18 protein-coding genes are annotated in these 19,322 nt (G+C 59.6%); 2 read left to right on the forward strand and 16 right to left on the reverse strand.

The genetic code is table 11. The features are described 5' to 3' along the window. Window positions 1-34 precede the first annotated feature (34 nt). Window positions 35-865, reverse strand: coding sequence for a DUF3313 domain-containing protein (locus tag FBZ99_RS12045; RefSeq protein WP_442966476.1), 831 nt, complete (start codon window positions 863-865; stop codon window positions 35-37). A 294-nt stretch (window positions 866-1,159) separates the two neighbouring features. On the opposite strand from FBZ99_RS12045, the gene FBZ99_RS12050 reads away from it, so the two are divergent. After that, a complete protein-coding gene (locus FBZ99_RS12050; RefSeq protein ID WP_113353779.1) occupies window positions 1,160-1,756 on the forward strand; it encodes a TetR/AcrR family transcriptional regulator in 597 nt (198 codons plus the stop codon). A gap of 46 nt (window positions 1,757-1,802) precedes the next feature. Here FBZ99_RS12050 and FBZ99_RS12055 read toward each other — a convergent pair whose 3' ends face one another. The 6 genes from FBZ99_RS12055 to FBZ99_RS12080 form a co-directional block, all read right to left on the reverse strand. Beyond that, window positions 1,803-2,156, reverse strand: a complete 354-nt coding sequence (locus tag FBZ99_RS12055) for a hypothetical protein (protein WP_113330160.1) — start codon at window positions 2,154-2,156, stop codon at window positions 1,803-1,805. A gap of 191 nt (window positions 2,157-2,347) precedes the next feature. Further along, window positions 2,348-3,436, reverse strand: coding sequence for an ABC transporter ATP-binding protein (locus tag FBZ99_RS12060; RefSeq protein WP_145633284.1), 1,089 nt, complete (start codon window positions 3,434-3,436; stop codon window positions 2,348-2,350). A 21-nt stretch (window positions 3,437-3,457) separates the two neighbouring features. Continuing rightward, complete coding sequence (gene bglA / locus FBZ99_RS12065) at window positions 3,458-5,110, reverse strand: beta-galactosidase BglA (protein ID WP_113353777.1); 1,653 nt, start codon at window positions 5,108-5,110, stop codon at window positions 3,458-3,460. Between the two features lie 36 nt (window positions 5,111-5,146). Further along, on the reverse strand, window positions 5,147-6,301 hold the full coding sequence (locus FBZ99_RS12070; RefSeq protein ID WP_145633287.1) for a carbohydrate ABC transporter permease: 1,155 nt from the start codon (window positions 6,299-6,301) through the stop codon (window positions 5,147-5,149). Between the two features lies 1 nt (window position 6,302). After that, the gene (locus FBZ99_RS12075; protein WP_145633290.1) at window positions 6,303-7,319 is read right to left on the reverse strand and encodes a carbohydrate ABC transporter permease; all 1,017 of its coding nucleotides are present in this window, start codon (window positions 7,317-7,319) and stop codon (window positions 6,303-6,305) included. A 124-nt stretch (window positions 7,320-7,443) separates the two neighbouring features. Then, window positions 7,444-8,805 carry an ABC transporter substrate-binding protein gene (locus FBZ99_RS12080; RefSeq protein ID WP_145633293.1) on the reverse strand — a complete coding sequence of 454 codons (1,362 nt, stop codon included), beginning with the start codon at window positions 8,803-8,805 and terminating at the stop codon, window positions 7,444-7,446. A gap of 310 nt (window positions 8,806-9,115) precedes the next feature. On the opposite strand from FBZ99_RS12080, the gene FBZ99_RS12085 reads away from it, so the two are divergent. After that, window positions 9,116-10,147: a substrate-binding domain-containing protein gene (locus tag FBZ99_RS12085; RefSeq protein ID WP_113330073.1), complete on the forward strand. Its 1,032-nt coding sequence runs from the start codon at window positions 9,116-9,118 to the stop codon at window positions 10,145-10,147. A 7-nt stretch (window positions 10,148-10,154) separates the two neighbouring features. Here the strand turns inward: FBZ99_RS12085 and folD are convergent, their stop codons facing one another. From folD to flhA, 9 genes are all read right to left on the reverse strand, one after another. Continuing rightward, window positions 10,155-11,054, reverse strand: coding sequence for a bifunctional methylenetetrahydrofolate dehydrogenase/methenyltetrahydrofolate cyclohydrolase FolD (gene folD / locus FBZ99_RS12090; protein ID WP_145633297.1), 900 nt, complete (start codon window positions 11,052-11,054; stop codon window positions 10,155-10,157). 117 nt (window positions 11,055-11,171) lie between these two features. Beyond that, complete coding sequence (locus tag FBZ99_RS12095; protein WP_246661102.1) at window positions 11,172-12,971, reverse strand: GumC family protein; 1,800 nt, start codon at window positions 12,969-12,971, stop codon at window positions 11,172-11,174. Between the two features lie 219 nt (window positions 12,972-13,190). Continuing rightward, window positions 13,191-14,030 (reverse strand): WecB/TagA/CpsF family glycosyltransferase, encoded by an 840-nt coding sequence (locus FBZ99_RS12100; protein ID WP_113355693.1) that lies wholly within the window; start codon window positions 14,028-14,030, stop codon window positions 13,191-13,193. Window positions 14,031-14,283: 253 nt separating this feature from the next. Continuing rightward, window positions 14,284-14,811, reverse strand: coding sequence for a hypothetical protein (locus FBZ99_RS12105; protein WP_145633301.1), 528 nt, complete (start codon window positions 14,809-14,811; stop codon window positions 14,284-14,286). Further along, window positions 14,808-15,176 (reverse strand): hypothetical protein, encoded by a 369-nt coding sequence (locus FBZ99_RS12110; protein WP_095433968.1) that lies wholly within the window; start codon window positions 15,174-15,176, stop codon window positions 14,808-14,810. The genes FBZ99_RS12105 and FBZ99_RS12110 overlap by 4 nt, the downstream gene beginning before the upstream one ends. A 23-nt stretch (window positions 15,177-15,199) precedes the next feature. Continuing rightward, window positions 15,200-15,787, reverse strand: a complete 588-nt coding sequence (locus tag FBZ99_RS12115; protein ID WP_145633304.1) for a rod-binding protein — start codon at window positions 15,785-15,787, stop codon at window positions 15,200-15,202. Window positions 15,788-15,921: 134 nt separating this feature from the next. Continuing rightward, complete coding sequence (locus tag FBZ99_RS12120; protein WP_069611339.1) at window positions 15,922-16,338, reverse strand: hypothetical protein; 417 nt, start codon at window positions 16,336-16,338, stop codon at window positions 15,922-15,924. A 71-nt stretch (window positions 16,339-16,409) separates the two neighbouring features. Further along, window positions 16,410-17,162, reverse strand: coding sequence for a flagellar biosynthetic protein FliR (fliR, locus tag FBZ99_RS12125; RefSeq protein ID WP_069611338.1), 753 nt, complete (start codon window positions 17,160-17,162; stop codon window positions 16,410-16,412). Next, a complete protein-coding gene (flhA, locus tag FBZ99_RS12130) occupies window positions 17,159-19,246 on the reverse strand; it encodes a flagellar biosynthesis protein FlhA (RefSeq protein ID WP_113355679.1) in 2,088 nt (695 codons plus the stop codon). Before flhA ends, fliR begins: the two co-directional genes overlap by 4 nt. Window positions 19,247-19,322 lie beyond the last annotated feature (76 nt).

Genomic DNA, 19,322 nt, shown 5'->3' on the forward strand with positions numbered 1-19,322 from the left:
CGCCGGATTTCGGCAGGGCGACATCGAAGGCTGCTCAAGGAGCTTTCGATGCCGTATTTCCTGCTGCCGGCGGAGCCTTGTCCGTCCATGCCGGCGGAAGGCCGAGGCGCGCTCCGACGAAGCCTGTCACGCCGGGGGACTTCCCGAATACCTTGCAGGCATCGTATTTCGGGGCGCGGCCGACGAGGGCCGCCAATTTCGCCTTGGAAGGGAACGAGGGCACCGCGCCGAACGGCGTCTTGCCCTTGACCAGCATCTTGCTGAAATCGCCGCCGAATTTGGCGGCGAGGCTATAGGCATCCCCTTCCTTGGCGATGGTGCCCGAATCAAAAAATGCGTTCGCGCCACGTCCCCAGATCATGACAGCCTTCTGTACGCCTTGGGGATTGAAAGCCTCTGCCTCGAGCGAGAGGCTGCCCATGCCGATCGGAATACGCGGAACCGGAACCGGTACACCCGGCAGCAATACGCTCTTGCCCACAGACGCAACTTTCGAGACTCCGACGGCGGTGGCATTCGTTGCCCTGACCTGTGTCACGACGGCGCGGACGGTCAAATCCGCTGGCTCGGACAGACCGACGACGGCAAAGCGTTCGCTCAATCCGGAACAAAGCGCCCTGTCGACGGCATTGGTGACGAGATCGCGCTGTTTGGGTGTAAAGGCGGCGTTTTCGGCGCGCATGGAAAAAGCCGTGGGAATGATCTTCACGGTTTTGGCCGCAAGAACATCGTCCTTGCTCACCCTCAGAAGCGAGTGTGCGACCAGCCCGTCCGATCGGGCCAGGCCATCATAGGATCGCAGGGATCCCGCCCGATCCAGCGGCGCGGCGGCACAGCCTCCTAGCACGCTCAACAGCAGAGCCATCGAGCAAATATCGCGCCTCCGACGGCTTTCGGCGGCATATGGACCATACGTCTTACTTCCATCGTGATTTGAGATTGCATTGGCTGCCATGGATGTTTGTGCTCCTGCACCGGGTTATGAACATCAGCATCAACATTAAATATCGCACTGAGTGTAATATTAATATCGGCCGATTTGCGGCAATCGGGGAGCGAAGCGGAGAATTTATTTCACCAGAGATGGAGACCACAGAGAAGGAGCCACGGGGCATGCGCCAGATTTGAGCGGCGTTGCGACTCATGCCAAAATGATCCAATGCACGATGCACCATCCAAGCCGGAAGGCCTGCGCCAACAGAAGCGCCGCGTGACCTTTCAACGCATAGCGGACGTCGGAATGAAATCCTTTCTTGAGAAAGGTTATCAGGAAACGACAATCGAGGAGATTGCGGCAGCAGCCGGGATTTCCCGCCGGACTTTCTTTTATTACTTCAAGAGCAAGGACGATATTCTTCTGGCGCATCAACGCCGATATATGGATGCGCTGCGGACTGGCATCATGGAGAGTGCCTCAGCCGGGCGCCCCCTAGAGGTCGTCCATCAAGCCACCCTGGGACTTGTGGTCCGTATCGAGGCGGAAGCGCCTCGGCTTCTGGAGACTGCCAAGCTTTTACGTCAAAGCGAGATCTTGCGCGCCCGCGCACGAGGCAACTCTTTGGAGCTCGAGCAAATCGCCTACCAAACCCTGTGCGAATTGTTTCCGACGAAGGACCCAGACGGTCTGCGGCTGGTTTCGATGATCGCAGTCAGTCCGCTGCGCCTGTCGGTCGACAAATGGTTGCGGGAAAATGGCAGACTGCCGCTGATCAAATATCTTGAGGATGCGCTCGAAAAATGGCGGACGGAAATCTGAACCGTCTGCCGTACGGATCGCTATGCCCGTTTCTTGTGGCCGTCGATCAGGCGCGGATATCGAGCACGCGGTTCTTATGGGCCGGATGCGTGCTGTAGACGAAGATCTTGTTCATTTCCTTCTCGGTGAGAAGACGCAGGAAACGAACTTCGACGGTGTTGTTGGAGAAGACCTTCATCAACACGCAGCCGATCTTGGTAATGCGCGCGTCGGGGATATCCAGATAGAATTGCTTCGGCAGATTATACTGGGTGAGGATCGCGAGAACCGCACTGCTCTGCGAGATACGAATAATATCGCAGCGGCGGGACGCAAGGTTCATCACACCCTTTTCGGTGTATTCGAGGCGCGCCGCATTCATCGTATCTTCCATGCGGAACCGCACCTCGCGGTCATACATGAAGGATTCTTCTTTGTTGAGGAAATGCTGACCCGAATTAGCTCTGCCGAACGCGGCCATCTTGGTAGACCCCTGAAGTATATTATGGAGGGAGACTATCAGCCGGTCTTTAACAGAAGGTTTGAACGCGCCGGCCCAAGATGAATTTTGTTATTCACCTTTGTTTGAGCCGGCGACGCTCCCGTAAGCCACTACTTGCGATAGGAATGGCCGCTGGCATCGAACAGATGCAGCTTCTGCCGGTCGGCCGTAAAGCGCATCTTCTGCCCGCGATGAATATCGGCAATGCCGGGAATCTTGACGATAATCGGCTCGCCATCGACCAGACCTTCGAGATAGAGCTGGGTCACTTCGCCAAGCGCCTCGACGATGGAAACCTCGCCTTCGAAGAGATAGTCGTCACCGGTTGCGACGCGCAGGTCTTCCGGACGCACACCGAAGCTCGCCGTCTTGCCCTTCTCGTCGGCCGTCGTCGGAACATCCAGCGTCACGGCCTTGCCGCCCGTCAGCGTCACGGTGGTCGTCGAGCCGGTTTCGGTTACCGTCGCCGGGATGATGTTCATGGCGGGCGAGCCGATGAACTTGGCGACGAACAGATTGGCCGGGCGCTCGTAAAGCTCGAGCGGTGCACCGACCTGTTCGACGCGGCCGGCTGACAGCACCACGATGCGATCGGCCAGCGTCATGGCCTCCACCTGGTCGTGGGTGACGTAAATCATCGTCGTCTCTGGCATCGACTGGCTGAGCTTGGCGATCTCGATGCGGGTCGCGACACGGAGCGCGGCGTCGAGGTTCGACAGCGGCTCGTCGAACAGGAAGACCTTCGGATTGCGGCAGATGGCGCGGCCGATGGCGACGCGCTGGCGCTGACCACCCGAAAGTGCCTTCGGCAGACGCTCCAGATATTGCGTGAGTTGCAGGCTCGCTGCCGCCGCCCTCACGCGACGGGCGATCTCCTGCTTGCTTTCGCCGGCGATGCGCATGCCGAAGGCCATGTTGTCGTAGACCGTCATATGCGGGTAGAGCGCGTAGGATTGGAAGACCATGGCAATGCCGCGCCGCGACGGCGGCACCTCATTCACCTTCTGCCCGGCGATCATCATATCCCCGGCCGTGATGCTCTCCAGGCCGGCGATCATCCTGAGCAAGGTGGACTTGCCGCAGCCGGAGGGGCCGACGAAGACGATGAATTCGCCTTCGTTGATCTCCAGATCGATGCCGTGCAGCACATGCACGCTGCCGTAGGATTTCTTGATATCCTTCAGAACAAGTCCCGTCATTATGCTTCCTCCTCCCAAAGGTCAGGCAAGACGCGCGAAGTAGGCGCCCCAGGCCGGAATATCGATCTTGTTGCCGTAGTTGTTGCTGGTAAATCCGTGTCCCGTCAACGCCTGCCAATTGCCATCAGGCAGGGCTGCCAGCGTTTCGACAGGGCTCATGTTGAAGACGCAGAGAATGGTCTCACCGGCATAAGTGCGGGTGTAGATCAGCACGTCGCCCTGCGGCTCCGAAAAGGCAATCTCGCCCTTGGCGAAGGCCGGATGCTGCTTCCGGAAGGCGAGGAAGCGACGGTACTGCTCCAGCACCGAATTTTCATCGCCCTGCTGGACGCTGACGGCGCGCAGAATATGCTCGACCGGCACCGGCAGCCAAGGTTTGACGGTGGAAAAGCCTCCCTGCGCCACCTGGCTGTCCCAGACCATCGGCGTACGGCAACCATCTCGCCCCTTGAATTCCGGCCAGAACTGGATGCCATAGGGGTCCTGCAGGTCCTGATAGGCGAGATCGGCTTCCGTCAGCGCCAGTTCCTCACCCTGATAGAGGCAGACGGAGCCGCGCAGGGTCAGCAGCAGCGCCGCATAGAGCTTGGCGAAAGCATCGCGGTCCGCCACCAGATTGCCCCAGCGGCTGACATGGCGCACGACGTCGTGGTTGGAGAAGGCCCAGCACGCCCAGCCTTCTGGAGCAGCCGTGTCGAAGTCGTTCATCACCTCTTCGACGCGATCCGGCGACAGTGCATCCGGCGCCAGGAATTCGAAGGCGTAGCACATATGCATCTTGTCGCCGCCGGAGGTGTATTCGCCGACGATTTCGAGGCCACGCTGGCTGTCGCCCACTTCGCCGACGGCGGCAATCGCCGGATATTCGTCGAGGACGGCACGGAAGCGCTTCAGGAATTCCAGGTTCTCGGGACGATTCTTGTCGTAGAGATGCTCCTGGAAGTTATAGGGATTGACCGCCGGCGCGGTGGAGGCGTTGCGGCGCGAGGGCTCCAGCGCCGGGTTGTCGCGCAATTCCTTGTCGTGGAAGTAAAAATTGATGGTGTCAAGGCGGAAGCCATCGACGCCGCGATCGAGCCAGAAACGTACGACGTCAAGCAAGCGATCCTGCACCTCGGGATTATGCAGGTTCATATCCGGCTGCGAGGTCAGGAAGTTGTGCAGGTAATATTGCATGCGGGTCGGATCCCACGCCCAGGCCGAGCCGCCGAAGATCGACAGCCAGTTGTTGGGCGGCGTGCCGTCCGGCTTGGCATCGGCCCAGACGTACCAGTCGGCCTTGGGGTTATTCTTGCTCGAACGGCTCTCGACGAACCAGGGATGGCGATCCGAGCTGTGCGACAGCACCAGATCGATCATCACCTTGATGCCGAGACGATGAGCTTCCGTCACCATCGCATCGAAATCGGCGAGCGAACCGAAGATCGGATCGACGTCCTCGTAATTGGAGACGTCATAGCCGAAATCGCGCATCGGCGACGTGAAGAACGGCGAAATCCAGATCGCATCGACGCCAAGCGATGCGACATGCGGCAGGCGGACGGCGATGCCCTTGAGATCGCCGATGCCGTCGCCGTTGGAGTCCTGATAGGAACGCGGATAGATCTGATAGATCACGGCGCCGCGCCACCAGTCCTTGTCAACTTCCGAAGCCGATTGAAGAGCAATGCTCATGCTGAATGGGTCCTGTAGTAAGTACGTGTTTTTGAATCAGCCCCCCTTCACCGACCCGGCAAGCAGACCGCGCACGAGATAGCGCTGCAGACCAAAGAAGACGAGGAGTGGGATAAGGATGGTGACGAAGGCCGAGGCCGTCAGGATTTCCCAGTTGCCGCCGCGCGAGCCGAGCAGCGCGTTGAGGGCGGCCGTGAGCACGAGGTGATCTTTGTCGGTGCCGAGGAAGACCATCGCGATCAGAAGGTCGTTCCACACCCAGAGAAACTGGAAGATCGCGAAGGAGGCCAGTGCCGGGAATGACAGCGGCACGATGATCTTGACGAAGATATCGAAATCGCTGGCGCCATCGACGCGGGCGGATTCGATGATTTCCTTCGGCAGGCCGGCAATATAGTTGCGCAGGAGATAGATGGCGAGCGGCAGACCGAAGGCCGTATGCGCCAGCCAGATGCCGGGATAGGTCTTCGACGGCACGCCGAACATCTGGCCGATCTCGTTATAGATGCGCAGGAGCGGAATCAGCGACATCTGCAGCGGCACGACGATCAGGCCGACGACGAGCGCAATCAGAATCGCGCGGCCTGGAAACTCCATCCAGGCAAGCGCATAGGCCGCAAAGGCAGCGATCAGGATCGGAATGACCGTCGCGGGAATCGTTACCGTCAGCGAGTTGATGAAGGACTGGCCGATACCCTCGCCGCCCAGCACGTTGCGATAGTTGTCGAGCGTGAATTGCGGCGGCGTGGCGACCGTCAAATAGACGCGCTTCGCCCGCGCATCAGCTTCGAACGGGCCATTCTTCTGATAGCGATAGCTTCCGTCAGAGTTGATTGTCAGCGTCTCACCATTTTCCAGCGCGGCGGGAGCGCCAGCCTTGTAGGCTGCCGGCTCCTGTACGCGCAGGCCGAAGGACTGGATCTTGCCGCCGCCTTCGACGGCGAGCGTGCCTGATATCACGAAATTTGCGCCGTCCGGCTTTGCCTTATCCGGACCGTCGAGGCGGGCTGCCGTGGTGCGCGACGAGCCGGCAAAGGCCGTCCACCAGCCGGAAGCGACGATCTGATCCTTGTCGCGCAGTGCCGTGACGAAGATGCCGAGCGTCGGCAACAGCCAGATAAGGACGATGAGCAATACCGCGGCGTGAACGAAGATGCGGGCGGGGCCGATGCGACCGAGATTTCCAATCATGTCAGCGCCCCTTCGTTTCTGCGTTTGCACGGCGAATGTTCCAGATCATGATCGGCGTGACCGCGATCATGATGACCAACGCGATGACGGCGCTTCGACCACTGTCGCCGCCGCCGCGGAACATCCAGTTGAACATCAGGTTGGCGAGCACCATCGTGTTCCATTGACCGTTGGTCATGGTGAGCACGATGTCGAACACCTTGAGGACAAGGATGGTGATCGTGGTCCAAACCGTGGCAATCGTGCCCCAGACCTGTGGCACCATGATCTTCCAGAAGATCTGCCAGCCATTGGCGCCATCGATGACGGCCGCTTCGATCGTCTCCTCCGGAATGCCGCGCAGGGCCGCCGAAAGGATGACCATGGCAAAACCGGTCTGGATCCAGATCAGCATGACCATCAGGAAGAAGTTGTTCCAGAACGGAATGGTGATCCAGACCTCCGGCGTGCCGCCGAACAACTGGACGATGGCATTCAGTAGGCCGATCTGCGCGTCGGTGCCGCCACGATATTCATAGATGAATTTCCAGATGACCGAGGCGCCGACGAAGGAAATCGCCATCGGCATGAAGATGACGGCCTTGGCGATGTTGCCCCACCAGATGCGGTCGGTCATGACGGCGATGACGAGGCCGAAGAAGGTGCAGGCGGCCGGAACCACGGCCAACCAGAGAATGTTGTTGAAGATCGACTGGCGGAATTCGGTGTCGTTGAGCGCCCACATATAGTTGGCACCGCCGACGAATTTGCTGCCGTCCGGCCCGTAGAAGGACAGGATGAAGGTCGCGACGACGGGATAGACGAGATAGACGACGAGCAGGAGCAGTGCCGGCCCCAAAAACAGCCAGGGGCGGATGAGGCCACGGCGGCGAAGATTGACAGCCGCCTGATGGACGTCGTCACCCTCCCGCGCCGGGAAAATCACGTCCAGAAACTTGTTGGAGAACCAAAAATAAGCGGCGCAAATGGCAACGCCGAATATCATGGCGCCAATCGCCGATACGATCTGCGAAAACATCCCTTCCCTCCCCGAATTCTCTGCTTTTGTCCATCAGTCGGGCATCGGCCGCGCTGAAGGGCGCGTCGTTATATGCAGTATGGCGCCGCCGGCGAAATGCCGGCGACGGCAGGGCTATGATGTCTTACTTGATGGCGTCCCAGGACTTCTGGATACCGTCGGCTATATCCTGAGCGGACTTGCCGCCGACGAAATCCACCATGCCCGTCCAGAACGAGCCTGCGCCGATCTTACCCGGCATCAGGTCGGAACCGTCGAAGCGGAAGGTGGTCGCCGTGGTCAGAATTTCGCCTTCCTTACGCAGCGTGTCGTTGGCGTAGGCAGCCGTGTTGACGGACTTGTAGGGCGTCAGGAAGCCGGACTGGGCCATCCAGACTTCCTGGGCGATCGGCGTCTGCAGGAACTGGATAAAGGCGCGAGCGGCCTTCGAATCCTTGGTGATGGCTGCCAGCGTGCCGGCACCGAGAACCGGCTTACCGAGTTCAGGATGCGCGGCGCTGGGCGGGAAGTAGAAGAAGTCCGCATCCTGGCCGAGCTTGGTGCCTTCCGGGAAGAAGGACGGGATGAAGGATGCCTGCTTGTGAAGGTAGCACTTCGGTGGGACCGTGAAGAGGCCCTTCGGGCTGTCACGGAAGTCGGTCGAGGCAACGGCCGCAACACCGCCGGCAACATATTTCGGATTCTTTGCAAACTTGCCGAATTCATCGATCGCCGCAACGACCTTCGGATCGTTGAACTTCAGCGAGTTATCGACCCAGTGATCATAATCCTGCGGCGTATTCAGACGCAGCATCAGATCTTCCACCCAGTCGGTTGCCGGCCAGCCGGTCGCACCGCCAGAACCGAGGCCGATGCACCAGGGGGTACCGCCATCCTTGACGATCTGATCCGAAAGCTTGATCAGGTCCTCCATGGTCGTCGGAACCTTGTAGCCGGCTTCCTCGAAATTCTCAGGCACATACCAAACCAGCGACTTCAGGTCGGCCTTGTAGGGGAAGGCATAGAAGGCGTCCTTGCCGTCCTTGCCCTTGTAGGTGCCGTAGCCGACCCAGCTGTCGCCGGCGCCGTAATTGGTCTTGACCCAGGACGAGAGATCATCACCGAGCGGCGTTAGATAGCCCTTGCTGGCAAGGTTCGCGAGCAGGCCCGGCTGCGGGAGAATGGCGACATTCGGCGGCGACCCCGCCTGCGTGTCGATGACGATCTGCTGCTCGTAGTTTTCCGAGGACGAATATTTGGCGTTTACGCCGGTCGCTTCGGTGAAGTAGTTCAGGACGCTGGTGAAGAGAGCCTCGTCCTCGCCGCGCCAGGGGCCGAAGATGGTCAGCGTCTCGCCCTTCAGGTCGGCATGCGCCGCCTTGAAGTCGTCATAGCTCTTCCAGTTGAACTTGGAGTCCTGGCCCGGCTGGAACTTCAGATCGGCAGCCATCGCCGTACCGGCCACCAGAGCGGCGGCAGCGACGGTCATCAGAAACATTTTCTTCATGCGGTTGTCCTCCCTAATAACGAAACCCATGAGCCCGGCACCGTTTTGTGCTGCGCGCCCCATTCCTCAAAGCGCTTTGGCTACTCCTGTCATCCATTGAGAGCGGGATAAAGTCAAGCGATTTTCAGATTTCAGCCAGTATACACAGCAATTCTCGCGTTGCAGCATAGAATGCATGTCGATTTTTCACTAATTATCTTGTTTCCCACGCTTCTGCTGCTACATAATTGAAAGCGCTTTGAAAGCCTGAGACTTTTCGGGAGGTTGTCTCGGCATCGTGGCGGCATGCAGTTGGAGGAGCCGAAATACCGTGAATCTGAAACAGCTATCGCACATGCTCGGGCTGTCGCAGACGACAGTCAGCCGGGCATTGAACGGATATCCGGAGGTCAATCGCGAGACTCGCGAGCGCGTTCTCAAAGCGGTTCGGGAAACCGGCTACCGACCGAACAAGGCGGCCCAGAGACTAGCGACCGGCAAAGCCGGCTCAATCGGGCTCGTCATGCCGACCTCACCCGGAAATTCCTCGGATGTGCACTTCTCGGAGTTTCTGACCGGCCTTGGCGAAGAAGCCTTGCGGCACGACTTCCATTTCGTATTGACTCCGGCGGATCCGAATGATGAGGTCGGCGCCTTGCGGCGGCTGGCCGCCAGCGGCAATGTCGACGCGCTGTTCGTCAACTATATGCGCGGCCACGACCCCCGCCTGGAAATGCTGAAGTCGCTCTCCATGCCCTTCCTCGTGCATGGACGATCGATCGGCTCCGAGCCGGACTATCCCTTCCTGGATCTCGACAACGAAGCCGCTTTCTACGATGCCACGAAGCTGCTGCTGCAGCTCGGCCATCGGCGCTTTGCTCTTCTGAACGGCCCGATCTACCTCGATTTCGCCATTCGCCGGAAGAACGGCGTGGATGCGGCCCTCGCCGAACGTGGCCTGGCGCTTGAGGAGGCCTGCACCAGCCATACGCCGATGACGGACGAACAGGGCCTGCTCGTCATGGAACGCATTCTGCAGATGGAAAAAGATAAGCGCCCGACGGCCGTGCTTTGCTCGAGTACGGTGCTGGCGCTCGGCGCCGTTCGCGCCATCAATCAGGCAAAGCTCAGGCTTGGCGAGGACATCTCGATGATTGCCCATGACGACGTGTTGACCTTGCTCAAGCCGGAAAACTTCACCGTGCCGCTGACGACCACGCGCTCATCACTGCGAGCCGCCGGCGTGCGCATCGCCGAACGGCTCATCGGGGAAATCAAGCACACCGAAACATTTCCTGCGCAGGAATTGTGGAAGGCGGAACTGATCGTACGCGCATCGACCGGCGTTGCGCCGGCCGACTGATATCTGTTTAGAATTTCGGCGGCTTCTGACCCGCGGCGCGATGGGCAGCGATGACGGTATTGGCCATCAGCATGGCGATCGTCATCGGTCCGACACCGCCTGGAACCGGCGTGATCGCGGCGGCGACTTCGGATGCTTCACCATAGGCGACATCGCCCACCAGCCGGCTCTTGCCTTCGCCGCGCTCCGGTGCTTCGATCCGGTTGATGCCGACATCGATGACGGTGGCACCGGGCTTCACCCAATCGGCCTTGACCAGCTCCGGACGTCCCACAGCCGCCACCAGAATATCGGCGCCTCTTGCCACCGAGGCGAGATCCTTCGTGCGCGAATGCGCCGTGGTCACCGTCGCATTGGCGGAAAGCAGCAATTGCGCCATCGGCTTGCCGAACAGGTTGGAGCGGCCGATGACGACGGCATTCAGCCCCGACAGGTCCTCGCCATGGATGGAGCGTACCAAAAGCATGGCGCCGGCCGGCGTGCACGAGATCAGCCCGGTTTCGAGATCGCCGGTCGCAAGCTTGCCTGCATTGACAACATGTAGGCCATCGACATCCTTCTCAGGACGGATCGACTGAATGATCGCATCGGAATTCAGATGCTTCGGCAGCGGCAGCTGCACGAGAATGCCGTGGATAGAGGGATCGTCGTTCAGGGAAGCCACGAGCTTCGCTAGTTCTTCCTGCGTCGTTTCCGCCGGCAGCGTGTGCTGGATGGACTTGAAGCCGCACTCCTTGGCCATCTTGCTCTTGGAGTTCACATAGGCGTGGCTGGCCGGATCATCGCCGACGATGACGACCGCAAGCCCGGTCTTCACACCGGCCTCCGCCTCAAGCCCAGCCGCTGCAGCCTTCACGGCCTCGATCACCGAAGCCGCCGCTTTCTTACCGTCGATCACTGTCGTCACGCTCGTCTCCCGATCATGAATTCGCTGGCAATCTACAGGCCATCCGCCCGAGGGAGTTGCCTGCCAACGCCCTATGGTGTCTGAAAGCGGTAATTGCAAGGTAAAACGATGGGGCGCTCAGCCGCGATCCTGATGCCGGCGCACCGCGTAGGTTTCGACTTTGGCACGGAGGGATGCAAGTTCCTGCTGGATGCGGACCCACTCGTCCGCCATATCGAGCCGATCTGCACCATCGGAAACAAGAGCAGCCGATGGTTCCGGCGCGATCGCCGGCAATGATGGGAGCTCCATATCATCGTCATGATGCAAAGCGTGAGCCATCGGCATGATGCTCTCCTCGTCCGCTTGGTCTTCTGCCAGTTCCGCGCTGGCCAGCCACTTGCGCAGGAATATGGCGCAAAGTGCCAGGCCAAACCCCGCGAGGAAGCCAGCAGCCTGATTGCTCGCAAGATGATCATCCAGCGGCGCGGCGGAAGCGACCGCCTGGGACAATACCGTCAGCGGTGGCTTGGCTTCCGACACCGTCATGGCGGCATTCTGCTGGTCCGCCTCATAGTGGCTCTGCGCTGTCGCGACGGCATTCTGGAGCTGTGCGAGACGGCCGAGATCGACATCGCTCCCCGCCTGACTGACGGCAGTCATTTGCGAAGAGAGAGAAGCCTGTTTCTCAAGAGCCGCTTTCACGTCCGCTTCGCTGCTGACGGCCAGACGTTGTAGCTGGCTGCGCATATTGGCCGCAAGATCATCGACGGTGGCCTGCTGTGCAAGCAGGCGAGGATGGCGCGGGCCGAGCTGCACCGAGAGCTGGGTCAGCTGTGATTTGGCGGCGTTGTAACGGCTGCGCAGATCATCAAGTCCCGGCGACGAAAGATCGCCTGACAATGCACCGGTCAGCACCGATGCCAGCGTGGCCGATTTGACGGCCGCGAGACGGGCCTTGGCGGTGCGTACCGCCAGATCGGCTGCCTTTATCTGCGCATCCAGCTGCTGACGCTGCTGCCGGAGCGCTTCCGCCGCAGCAATCCTGTCTTCGCCATAGCGCGCCTTGAATTCGGCAAGGGCGGCGGAGGCGCGATCGAGCTCCTTTCGGCTGCGATCAGCCGCCGTTTCGACCTCAAGCGACGTACCGGCCGCCTTTGCAACAGCGGGATCATAAAGGGAAGCGATAACAAGCCGGTTGGCAATATCGGCCGATCTGGCAGGATCGCCCGACGTAACGCTGAGACGTAGCAGACCCGTCTGATTATCGATATCGACGGCAATGTCTTTGCGCAGCGTTGCCTGCGCGCGTGACGGCGCGTCGGATGCGTTGCCGCTGCCGGAAAGCAGCTCGACGGCAACTCCGAGAGCGCCTGCGCGACTGCCGGTAAATTCCGGATCGCGGTCAAGCTTCATCCTGGCGACAATGTCAGACAATACGGCTGGAGCGACGAGACGCGTCGCCGCGACATCCAGCAGGGCCTGACGCCCGCGACCTTCGCCCTCCGCATGCAAAACAGCCTGCGACACATAGAGCGGCGGCGGGGCAAGCAGGGTGGGAATAGCCGCCCCCATCAGCGCGGCCGCGGCAATGAAACAGAGAGCGCCAAAGCTGAGGGACCAGCGTCCGGCCCGAGATACTTGTTCAACGACAACCGGAGCGAGGGCGACCTGCCGCGGAAGCTCCCCTATGCCTTCAAGCAGATCGGGCACGAATTCCAGCAAATCGGGCGTAGGCTCCGATGCCTGCTCGGATATTTCGCGGCGTTCCGGGCGGTAGACGTGCGAGACATCTTCCGTCTGCTCAGCCGCCGTTCCGATCTCCGGCGATCGTCCTCGACCGGACACCGGATAGGGATCGCCATTCAACCGTCTGCGCAGGATGGCGCGCAGTTCTGCATCGCGCGGGTCGTCGGAGTTGGCAGCGCGTAAGTTCACCGTGCTACCCAAGCCATCATCTTCATCGTAAGGGGAGATATGCCGGACGGATCGCCGCGAAACCTTTTGGGTTTCCGCATCGTCGGGGTGGAATCCGGTCCTGGCTTTGCTTTCAAACATGGCGGGTTATCTCGCGCACATGGTCCGAGACCAATGCAAATGGTTAACCCACTCTAAAATTTCATGCCAAAGAAAGAGTTAACGCCAAGCCCGCAAATACTAGCTTGCTAATTTATTCGGCGGGGCAATACGCCGCTGCGGCAAAGGATGCGGCTCTGCGCGAAGGACGCGCTCCTTGCGACCGAACTGATGCCTGACAACCTGATAGAAGAATAGCGGTATGCCCAGCATGTAACGCCGCCAGAGCCTATTCGGCTCCAACACCAGACGAAACAGCCACTCGCTGCGCATCGCACGCACGAGCCTTGGCGCCCGCGGCACCGTCTCGGAAATGAAATCGAACAAAGCGCCGACGGTCAGGACGAGGCGTGCATGCTGCGGCCCGACATGTTCGGCAACCCATTTTTCCTGCAGCGGCGTGCCCATTCCGACGATCAGCACGTCGATCTTCTGGCGGCTGATTTCCGCGGTCACTGCATTGCTCCGCGCCGGATCGAAGAAACCGTCCGATACGACGATGAACTGGTGCCACGGGGCGTGCTGGCGAAATTTCTCCGCTGCCTTCTCGACGACGGAGCGCTTGCCGCCCAAGAGACCGATCCGCCTCGGCCGCTCCATGAATGTCAGCAGCGCGGGCACGAAATCCGTGCCGTTCAGATTGGCCGGGAAAGGTTCGCCATGAGCGACGCGCGATGCGATGTCGAGGCCAACGCCGTCAGGAAGAACCAGATTATGCTCAAGGACATTGCGGTAGCTGTCATCGCGCAGCATGACCAGCATGTTATGGGCATTGACGAAGGAGATCGAGGTCTGTCCGACCGGCAGGGACGCAAGCTCGTTGACAAACGTCAGCGCGTCATCCCAGCCCAGATCGCATACCGGCAGATCGAAGATCATGCGGCGCGACGCGACGACGGCAAAATCGGCTACCTGGTTCAATCCAACACCCTCCTGCCCGGCATCGCTAACGCGCATGATGCGGGTACGCATAAAGCCCATGCCCCTCACCGTTCATCGGTGCGGCGACTGGGAGGCATGGCTTGGAGGAGTTTATAGCAAGACAAATCCAACTTTCCGTTAGGAAGGAAGGTTGGATTTGCCGGATGTCAGCAGGGATCTGTTAAGCATATCTGCAGAATGTAAGATATTGCTTACATTCTTGCGTGAATCGACATCTTGCGGCCGGGAAATATTACTCGACCGGCACCTTGTCCTTGGCCGCATCCTGCACGACCTTGACAGGCTTGACCGTTCTCTTGCCCACGCTTTCCCCGCCATGGGTTTCTTCCTTGGAGAGATAGTCAAGCTGTTCGATCAGCACGTCGGCGACGTAATCGCCGCCGAGCCGCTCGTTCATCCGCTTCTTCAGATCGGCGCGGAAGGCGGCAACGTCGAAATTCTGTGCATGCGAGATATCGATCGTCTTGTTGCCGATCAACAGCGAAAAGAGCTCGTCGGTCGTCAACTCCGGCAGAGGTATCTGAAACGCATTCGCCTTGCCCTTTTCCATCATGAAGGAAATGCGCGTCAGGAAATAGCCGGTCACCTGGCCGTTGGAGATAACGGGGACGTTGATCGACTCGCCCTTGACGAGCTCCTGCTGCGCCTTCTTGGCGTCATCAGGACTGATCGCGGGCGCCGTCGCCACCTGCACCGAAAAATAGACCGAGGCCAATGTTACGGCGCAGACCCACAGGCCGGTGATAACGAGCTTGATCATCCGGCCTCACGGACGCGGAATTGCTCCTGCGAATAGGTGCCATCCGCATCGGCATTCTGCACGGCATTCTTCAAAATCTCGGCGACGGCGCGCACGGCCTCGAGATGAGCCTCGACGCGGCGGGCGTTCAGAACCAGCTTCTTCTTCAGATCATGCAGCTGCTCGATATGGGCGGCGGCGAGATCGGCCGGATCGGTATCGCGAAACAGCATCGACAATTCGTAAAGGCAGCGGCTCTTGTGAGCGTTCGATACCTTGAGATCGAATTCCGGGTCGGTGCCGATCCGGTTGTTCTCATTGTCGATGATCATCTCCAGGCGGCCAAGGACAGACTTGATCCGATAGTCCTGCGACATCATTTCCATGTTTGTTTCCTCGCTCATGCTTTCTAGGACGTCAACGAATTCTGGTTGGTGATGCTGTTGTTGCCGTCATTATCGGCATCGGCGGCGGCCAGCGTCTTGCGCTGAAAATCGGTAATCGCACTAAGCGCCATCTTCTTGTCATTCTCATCGGTCGCGGAGTGGATGGCGCCGGTATTGCGCATCTTGTCGACCTGCTCCTTGTACATTTTCTCAGCGATGCCCACGCCGCCATTCTTGGAGATCGTGTCGCCCAACTGCTCGGCCATCATGCCCTTCCAGATTTCGCCGGCGGAACCCTTGCCGTAGAGCGTCTCGCTGCTCGGCAGCATGTTCTTCACGAAGTTCTGCAGCACCATGGACTCGAACTTGCGATAGGCCTGCGGGACCTTGGTCCCAGCCACATGCGTACTGGCGTTGGCGAGGCCCGCCTGGGTGGCGGCGCTGTTCATCGCATCCACCGTCGCGCCGAAGCCATTGCCGTTTTCGGCCAGGCTGGTGGCGGCGAAAGCGGCCCGATTGGCAGCAAGCTTGGCCTGCGCGGCCTCGACATCGGCGGGATTTGCCGCCTTGACGACATCGAGGACCAAATCACTCGGAGGCGAAATAGCCACGTCACGTCTCCTTCTGCTCTCGCATATCCGGAAAATGCGCAGCTCAGCGCCTATCTCAGGACATGTCGAATCAAACTGTTAGAGCAGGTCGGCAACCCAACGCTGCGAATCCCGCTCCATGATCGCGACGATTATTATTTTTGAACCTTGCTGGAGGCTGGCGTTGCGCCGGCGAAACGCTGATCGATGATATCGTAGACGGCATTGTCGTCCGATTCTCGCAATTCGAGCTCGCGCGCATCCTTCATGTGCTCTTCCAGCCTGTCGGCCTTGGTGCGCTCCTGCTGGACCTTCATCTGAATGAGCGTCTGGATGCTTTCCAGCTGCTGATCCCGGATCATCAGGCGGCCGTAACGCTCGGCGTAATGGATCGAGAACGCCATGTGCACCGGATCGACCGAACCGATGGCAACCATGACCCGCTCCATCGCTTCCGTCACTTCGGCGCGCTGCCGGGTCGTATCGGCAAGCTCGTTTTCCGCCATCCGTTCCAGATGGCGCTGCACTGCGACCAGGCGCTTCAGTTTTTCGGAGCGGTTTTTCTCCGCCATCGTCTACCTACCCGCCGGCTGCTTTTGCCGGCCCTGCCCGAATCGGGCTTCGTCATCTGTCCGCCTACGGGCTAATGCCCGTTAAAGACGGTGAGGAACGCACTGGAAAACTGACTGACCAGGGCCGCGATGCTGAGATAGAGCATGAACAGCCCTCCCATCAGCAGATACGGCGTGGAAATGAAATAGATCGGTATCTGCGGTGCCAGCTTGTTGATGAAGCCGATCGAAATCTGGAACATCAGGCCGTAGAGCACGAAGGGGCTTGCCAGCCGCAGCATGATGAAGAAGGTCGTCTCCAGCGTATCCGTAATCGAGATCAGCGCGGCGCGCGGCTCAATGTGGCCACCGAAGGGGATGACCGAATAGGAATCGACCAGCGCCTGCAAAACATAATGGTGAAAATCCATAATGAAGAGAATCATCAGCCCGCAAAAGCTGACGAGGCTGGTGAGCGATGTTTCGTTCGATTCCTCGATGATGTCGGCGCCGCCGGGCGCGTTGAATCCGATCATCATCGATATGACCGTGCCGGTGAATTGCAGGCCCAGCGTATAGATCCTGGCCATCATCCCATACATCAATCCGATGACGGTTTCGGTAAAGATGAGGCCGATATAGTTCGCATCGCCCTTCGACACCTGCGGATAGATCGTGTTCCAGAGCAACGGCAGGATCGCCATCGTCAGTGCTGCGGAAAGAAGCAGCCTGATCTGCGGGGGAACGCGACCGGAGGAAAATCCCGGGAGGACCATCATGCAGCCGCCGATGCGGCAGAAGGCGACGAACAACGCCAGAATGGTCCCCTGCGGGTCTGAAATCATGAAATCGAACCTAGAATCTTGATCTCGATCCCCTTGGCCAATTCCACATGCGACAGAACCGGAAGCGTCGCGAACAGGCGTTCGATGATCATGCGTACATAGGAGCGCGTTTCCGGCGACGTGACAAGAACGAAGGGCATGCCCCGGTCCATGTATTCACGGATAACTTTTCCGGCCTGCTCGCTGAACTCTTCCAGGCTGCGCGGGTCGATGTCGAATTCGACGATTTCGCCCTTCTGGTCGCGCTTCAGCGCCTGGTGGAAAATCAGATCCCATTTGCTGCCGAGTCTGAGGACGCGCAGCACGCCGTTATCGGCCAGATCGCCGCAGAGTTGCTGCGCCATGCGTACGCGCACGTGCTCGACGATCTGCTCGGTCTTGCGCACATGCGGCGCGAGTTCAGCGACCGCTTCGAGAATGAGGTGCAGGTTGCGGATCGAGACGCGTTCGGCAAGCAACAGCTTCAGCACGGCCTGCAGGCCGGAATAGGACATGTGCGACGAGCAGATTTCGTCGGCGAGCTTCTTGTATTCCGGATCGAGACGTTCGATTAGGATCTTGACGTCCTTGTAGGACAGCAATGCCGGCAGGTTGTTGCGGATGACTTCGCTCATATGGGTGAGCACGACGGAGACGTTGTCGATCGGCTGGAAACCCTCGCGCTTCAGATCCTCGGTAAAGGCTTCGAGAACGGAGACGGCGGGCATGCCGAAAGCGGGTTCGCGAATCTCATCACCCGGAACGGTCGGCTTGCGGCCGGAACCTGTGACGACAAGCACTTCGCCGACACGCAGCATGTTGGAGGCGATCGTCGTGCCGTGGATGCGAATCTGATACGACTTGTCGGCAATCGCCATGTCGTCGATAACCTTGATCTCCGGCACGACGAAGCCGTATTGCGTCGCGAACTTCTTACGCATCTTGCCGACGCGGAAGGCGAGCTCCTGGTGAGCGCCGAGCAGGCGGGTAGAGACGATCTTGCCGAGCGCCAGTTCGATTTCGGCAGTCTTCAGAACCGACTTGACCGAATCCTTTTCCATTTCCTTCGTCTGCATCACCTTCTGCTCTTCAGCATCGCGGCGAAGCTTGTTCTCGGCTTCGATCTGGCGCGGAATGAACCAGGCGCCGGCAGCCATCAGGCCGCCAAGGAAAACGAAGGGAAGGAAGGGCATGCCAGGCATGATGGCTAGGATGCCCATGAGAACCGCCGAGACGGCGAGCGCGCGCGGATAGCCGCTCAGCTGATTGACGACGGCCTGGTCGGTAGAGCCGGCCGTGCCGCCGCGCGAAACGAGAAGGCCGGCAGCGAGAGAGACGATGAGCGCCGGCATCTGCGAAACCAGACCGTCGCCGACGGAGAGCTTCACGAAAACGTCGGCAGCCTGGCCGATCGGCATGCCATGACGGAAATAGCCGATAATGATGCCGCCGAAGACGTTGATGCAGGTAATCAGAAGGCCGGCAACCGCGTCACCGCGTACGAATTTGGAGGCACCGTCCATCGCGCCGAAGAAGGAGCTTTCCTCTTCCAGTTCGCGGCGGCGGCGCTGCGCTTCCTTCTCATCGATGAGGCCGGCGGAAAGATCGGCGTCGATCGCCATCTGCTTGCCGGGGATGGCATCGAGAGTGAAGCGGGCGCCCACTTCGGCGATACGGGTCGCACCCTTGGTGATGACGATGAAGTTGATGGTGATGAGGATCAGGAAGACGATCAGACCGATGACGAAATCGCCGGACATGACCAGGCTGGAAAAGCCGGCGATGACGCCGCCGGCGGCATCGTGCCCTTCATAGCCGTGCGAAAGGATGACGCGGGTCGTGGCGATGTTCAGCGCCAGACGCGTCATCGTCGCGATCAGCAGGATCGTCGGGAAAGACGAGAATTCCAGCGGCTTCTTGATCCAGAGCGCCACCATGAGGATCAGCACGGAGAACGCGATCGAGAAAGCCAGTCCAAGGTCGATCAGAAACGGCGGGATCGGCAGGAACAGCACGCACAGGATGACCATGATACCGAGGGCAAACCCGATATCGCGTATGCTGGGATTGGCTTTGGGAAGTGCTATTGCGGGTGGTTGTGCCATCGACCGGTTCCGTCTCTTCATGAGAGGTGGCAAACGGCTGACCCGCCTGCCCTATTGGAACCGACCTCTAAAGGTC

This window comes from Rhizobium sp. ERR 1071, assembly GCF_007828675.1.
Taxonomy (GTDB): domain Bacteria; phylum Pseudomonadota; class Alphaproteobacteria; order Rhizobiales; family Rhizobiaceae; genus Rhizobium; species Rhizobium dioscoreae.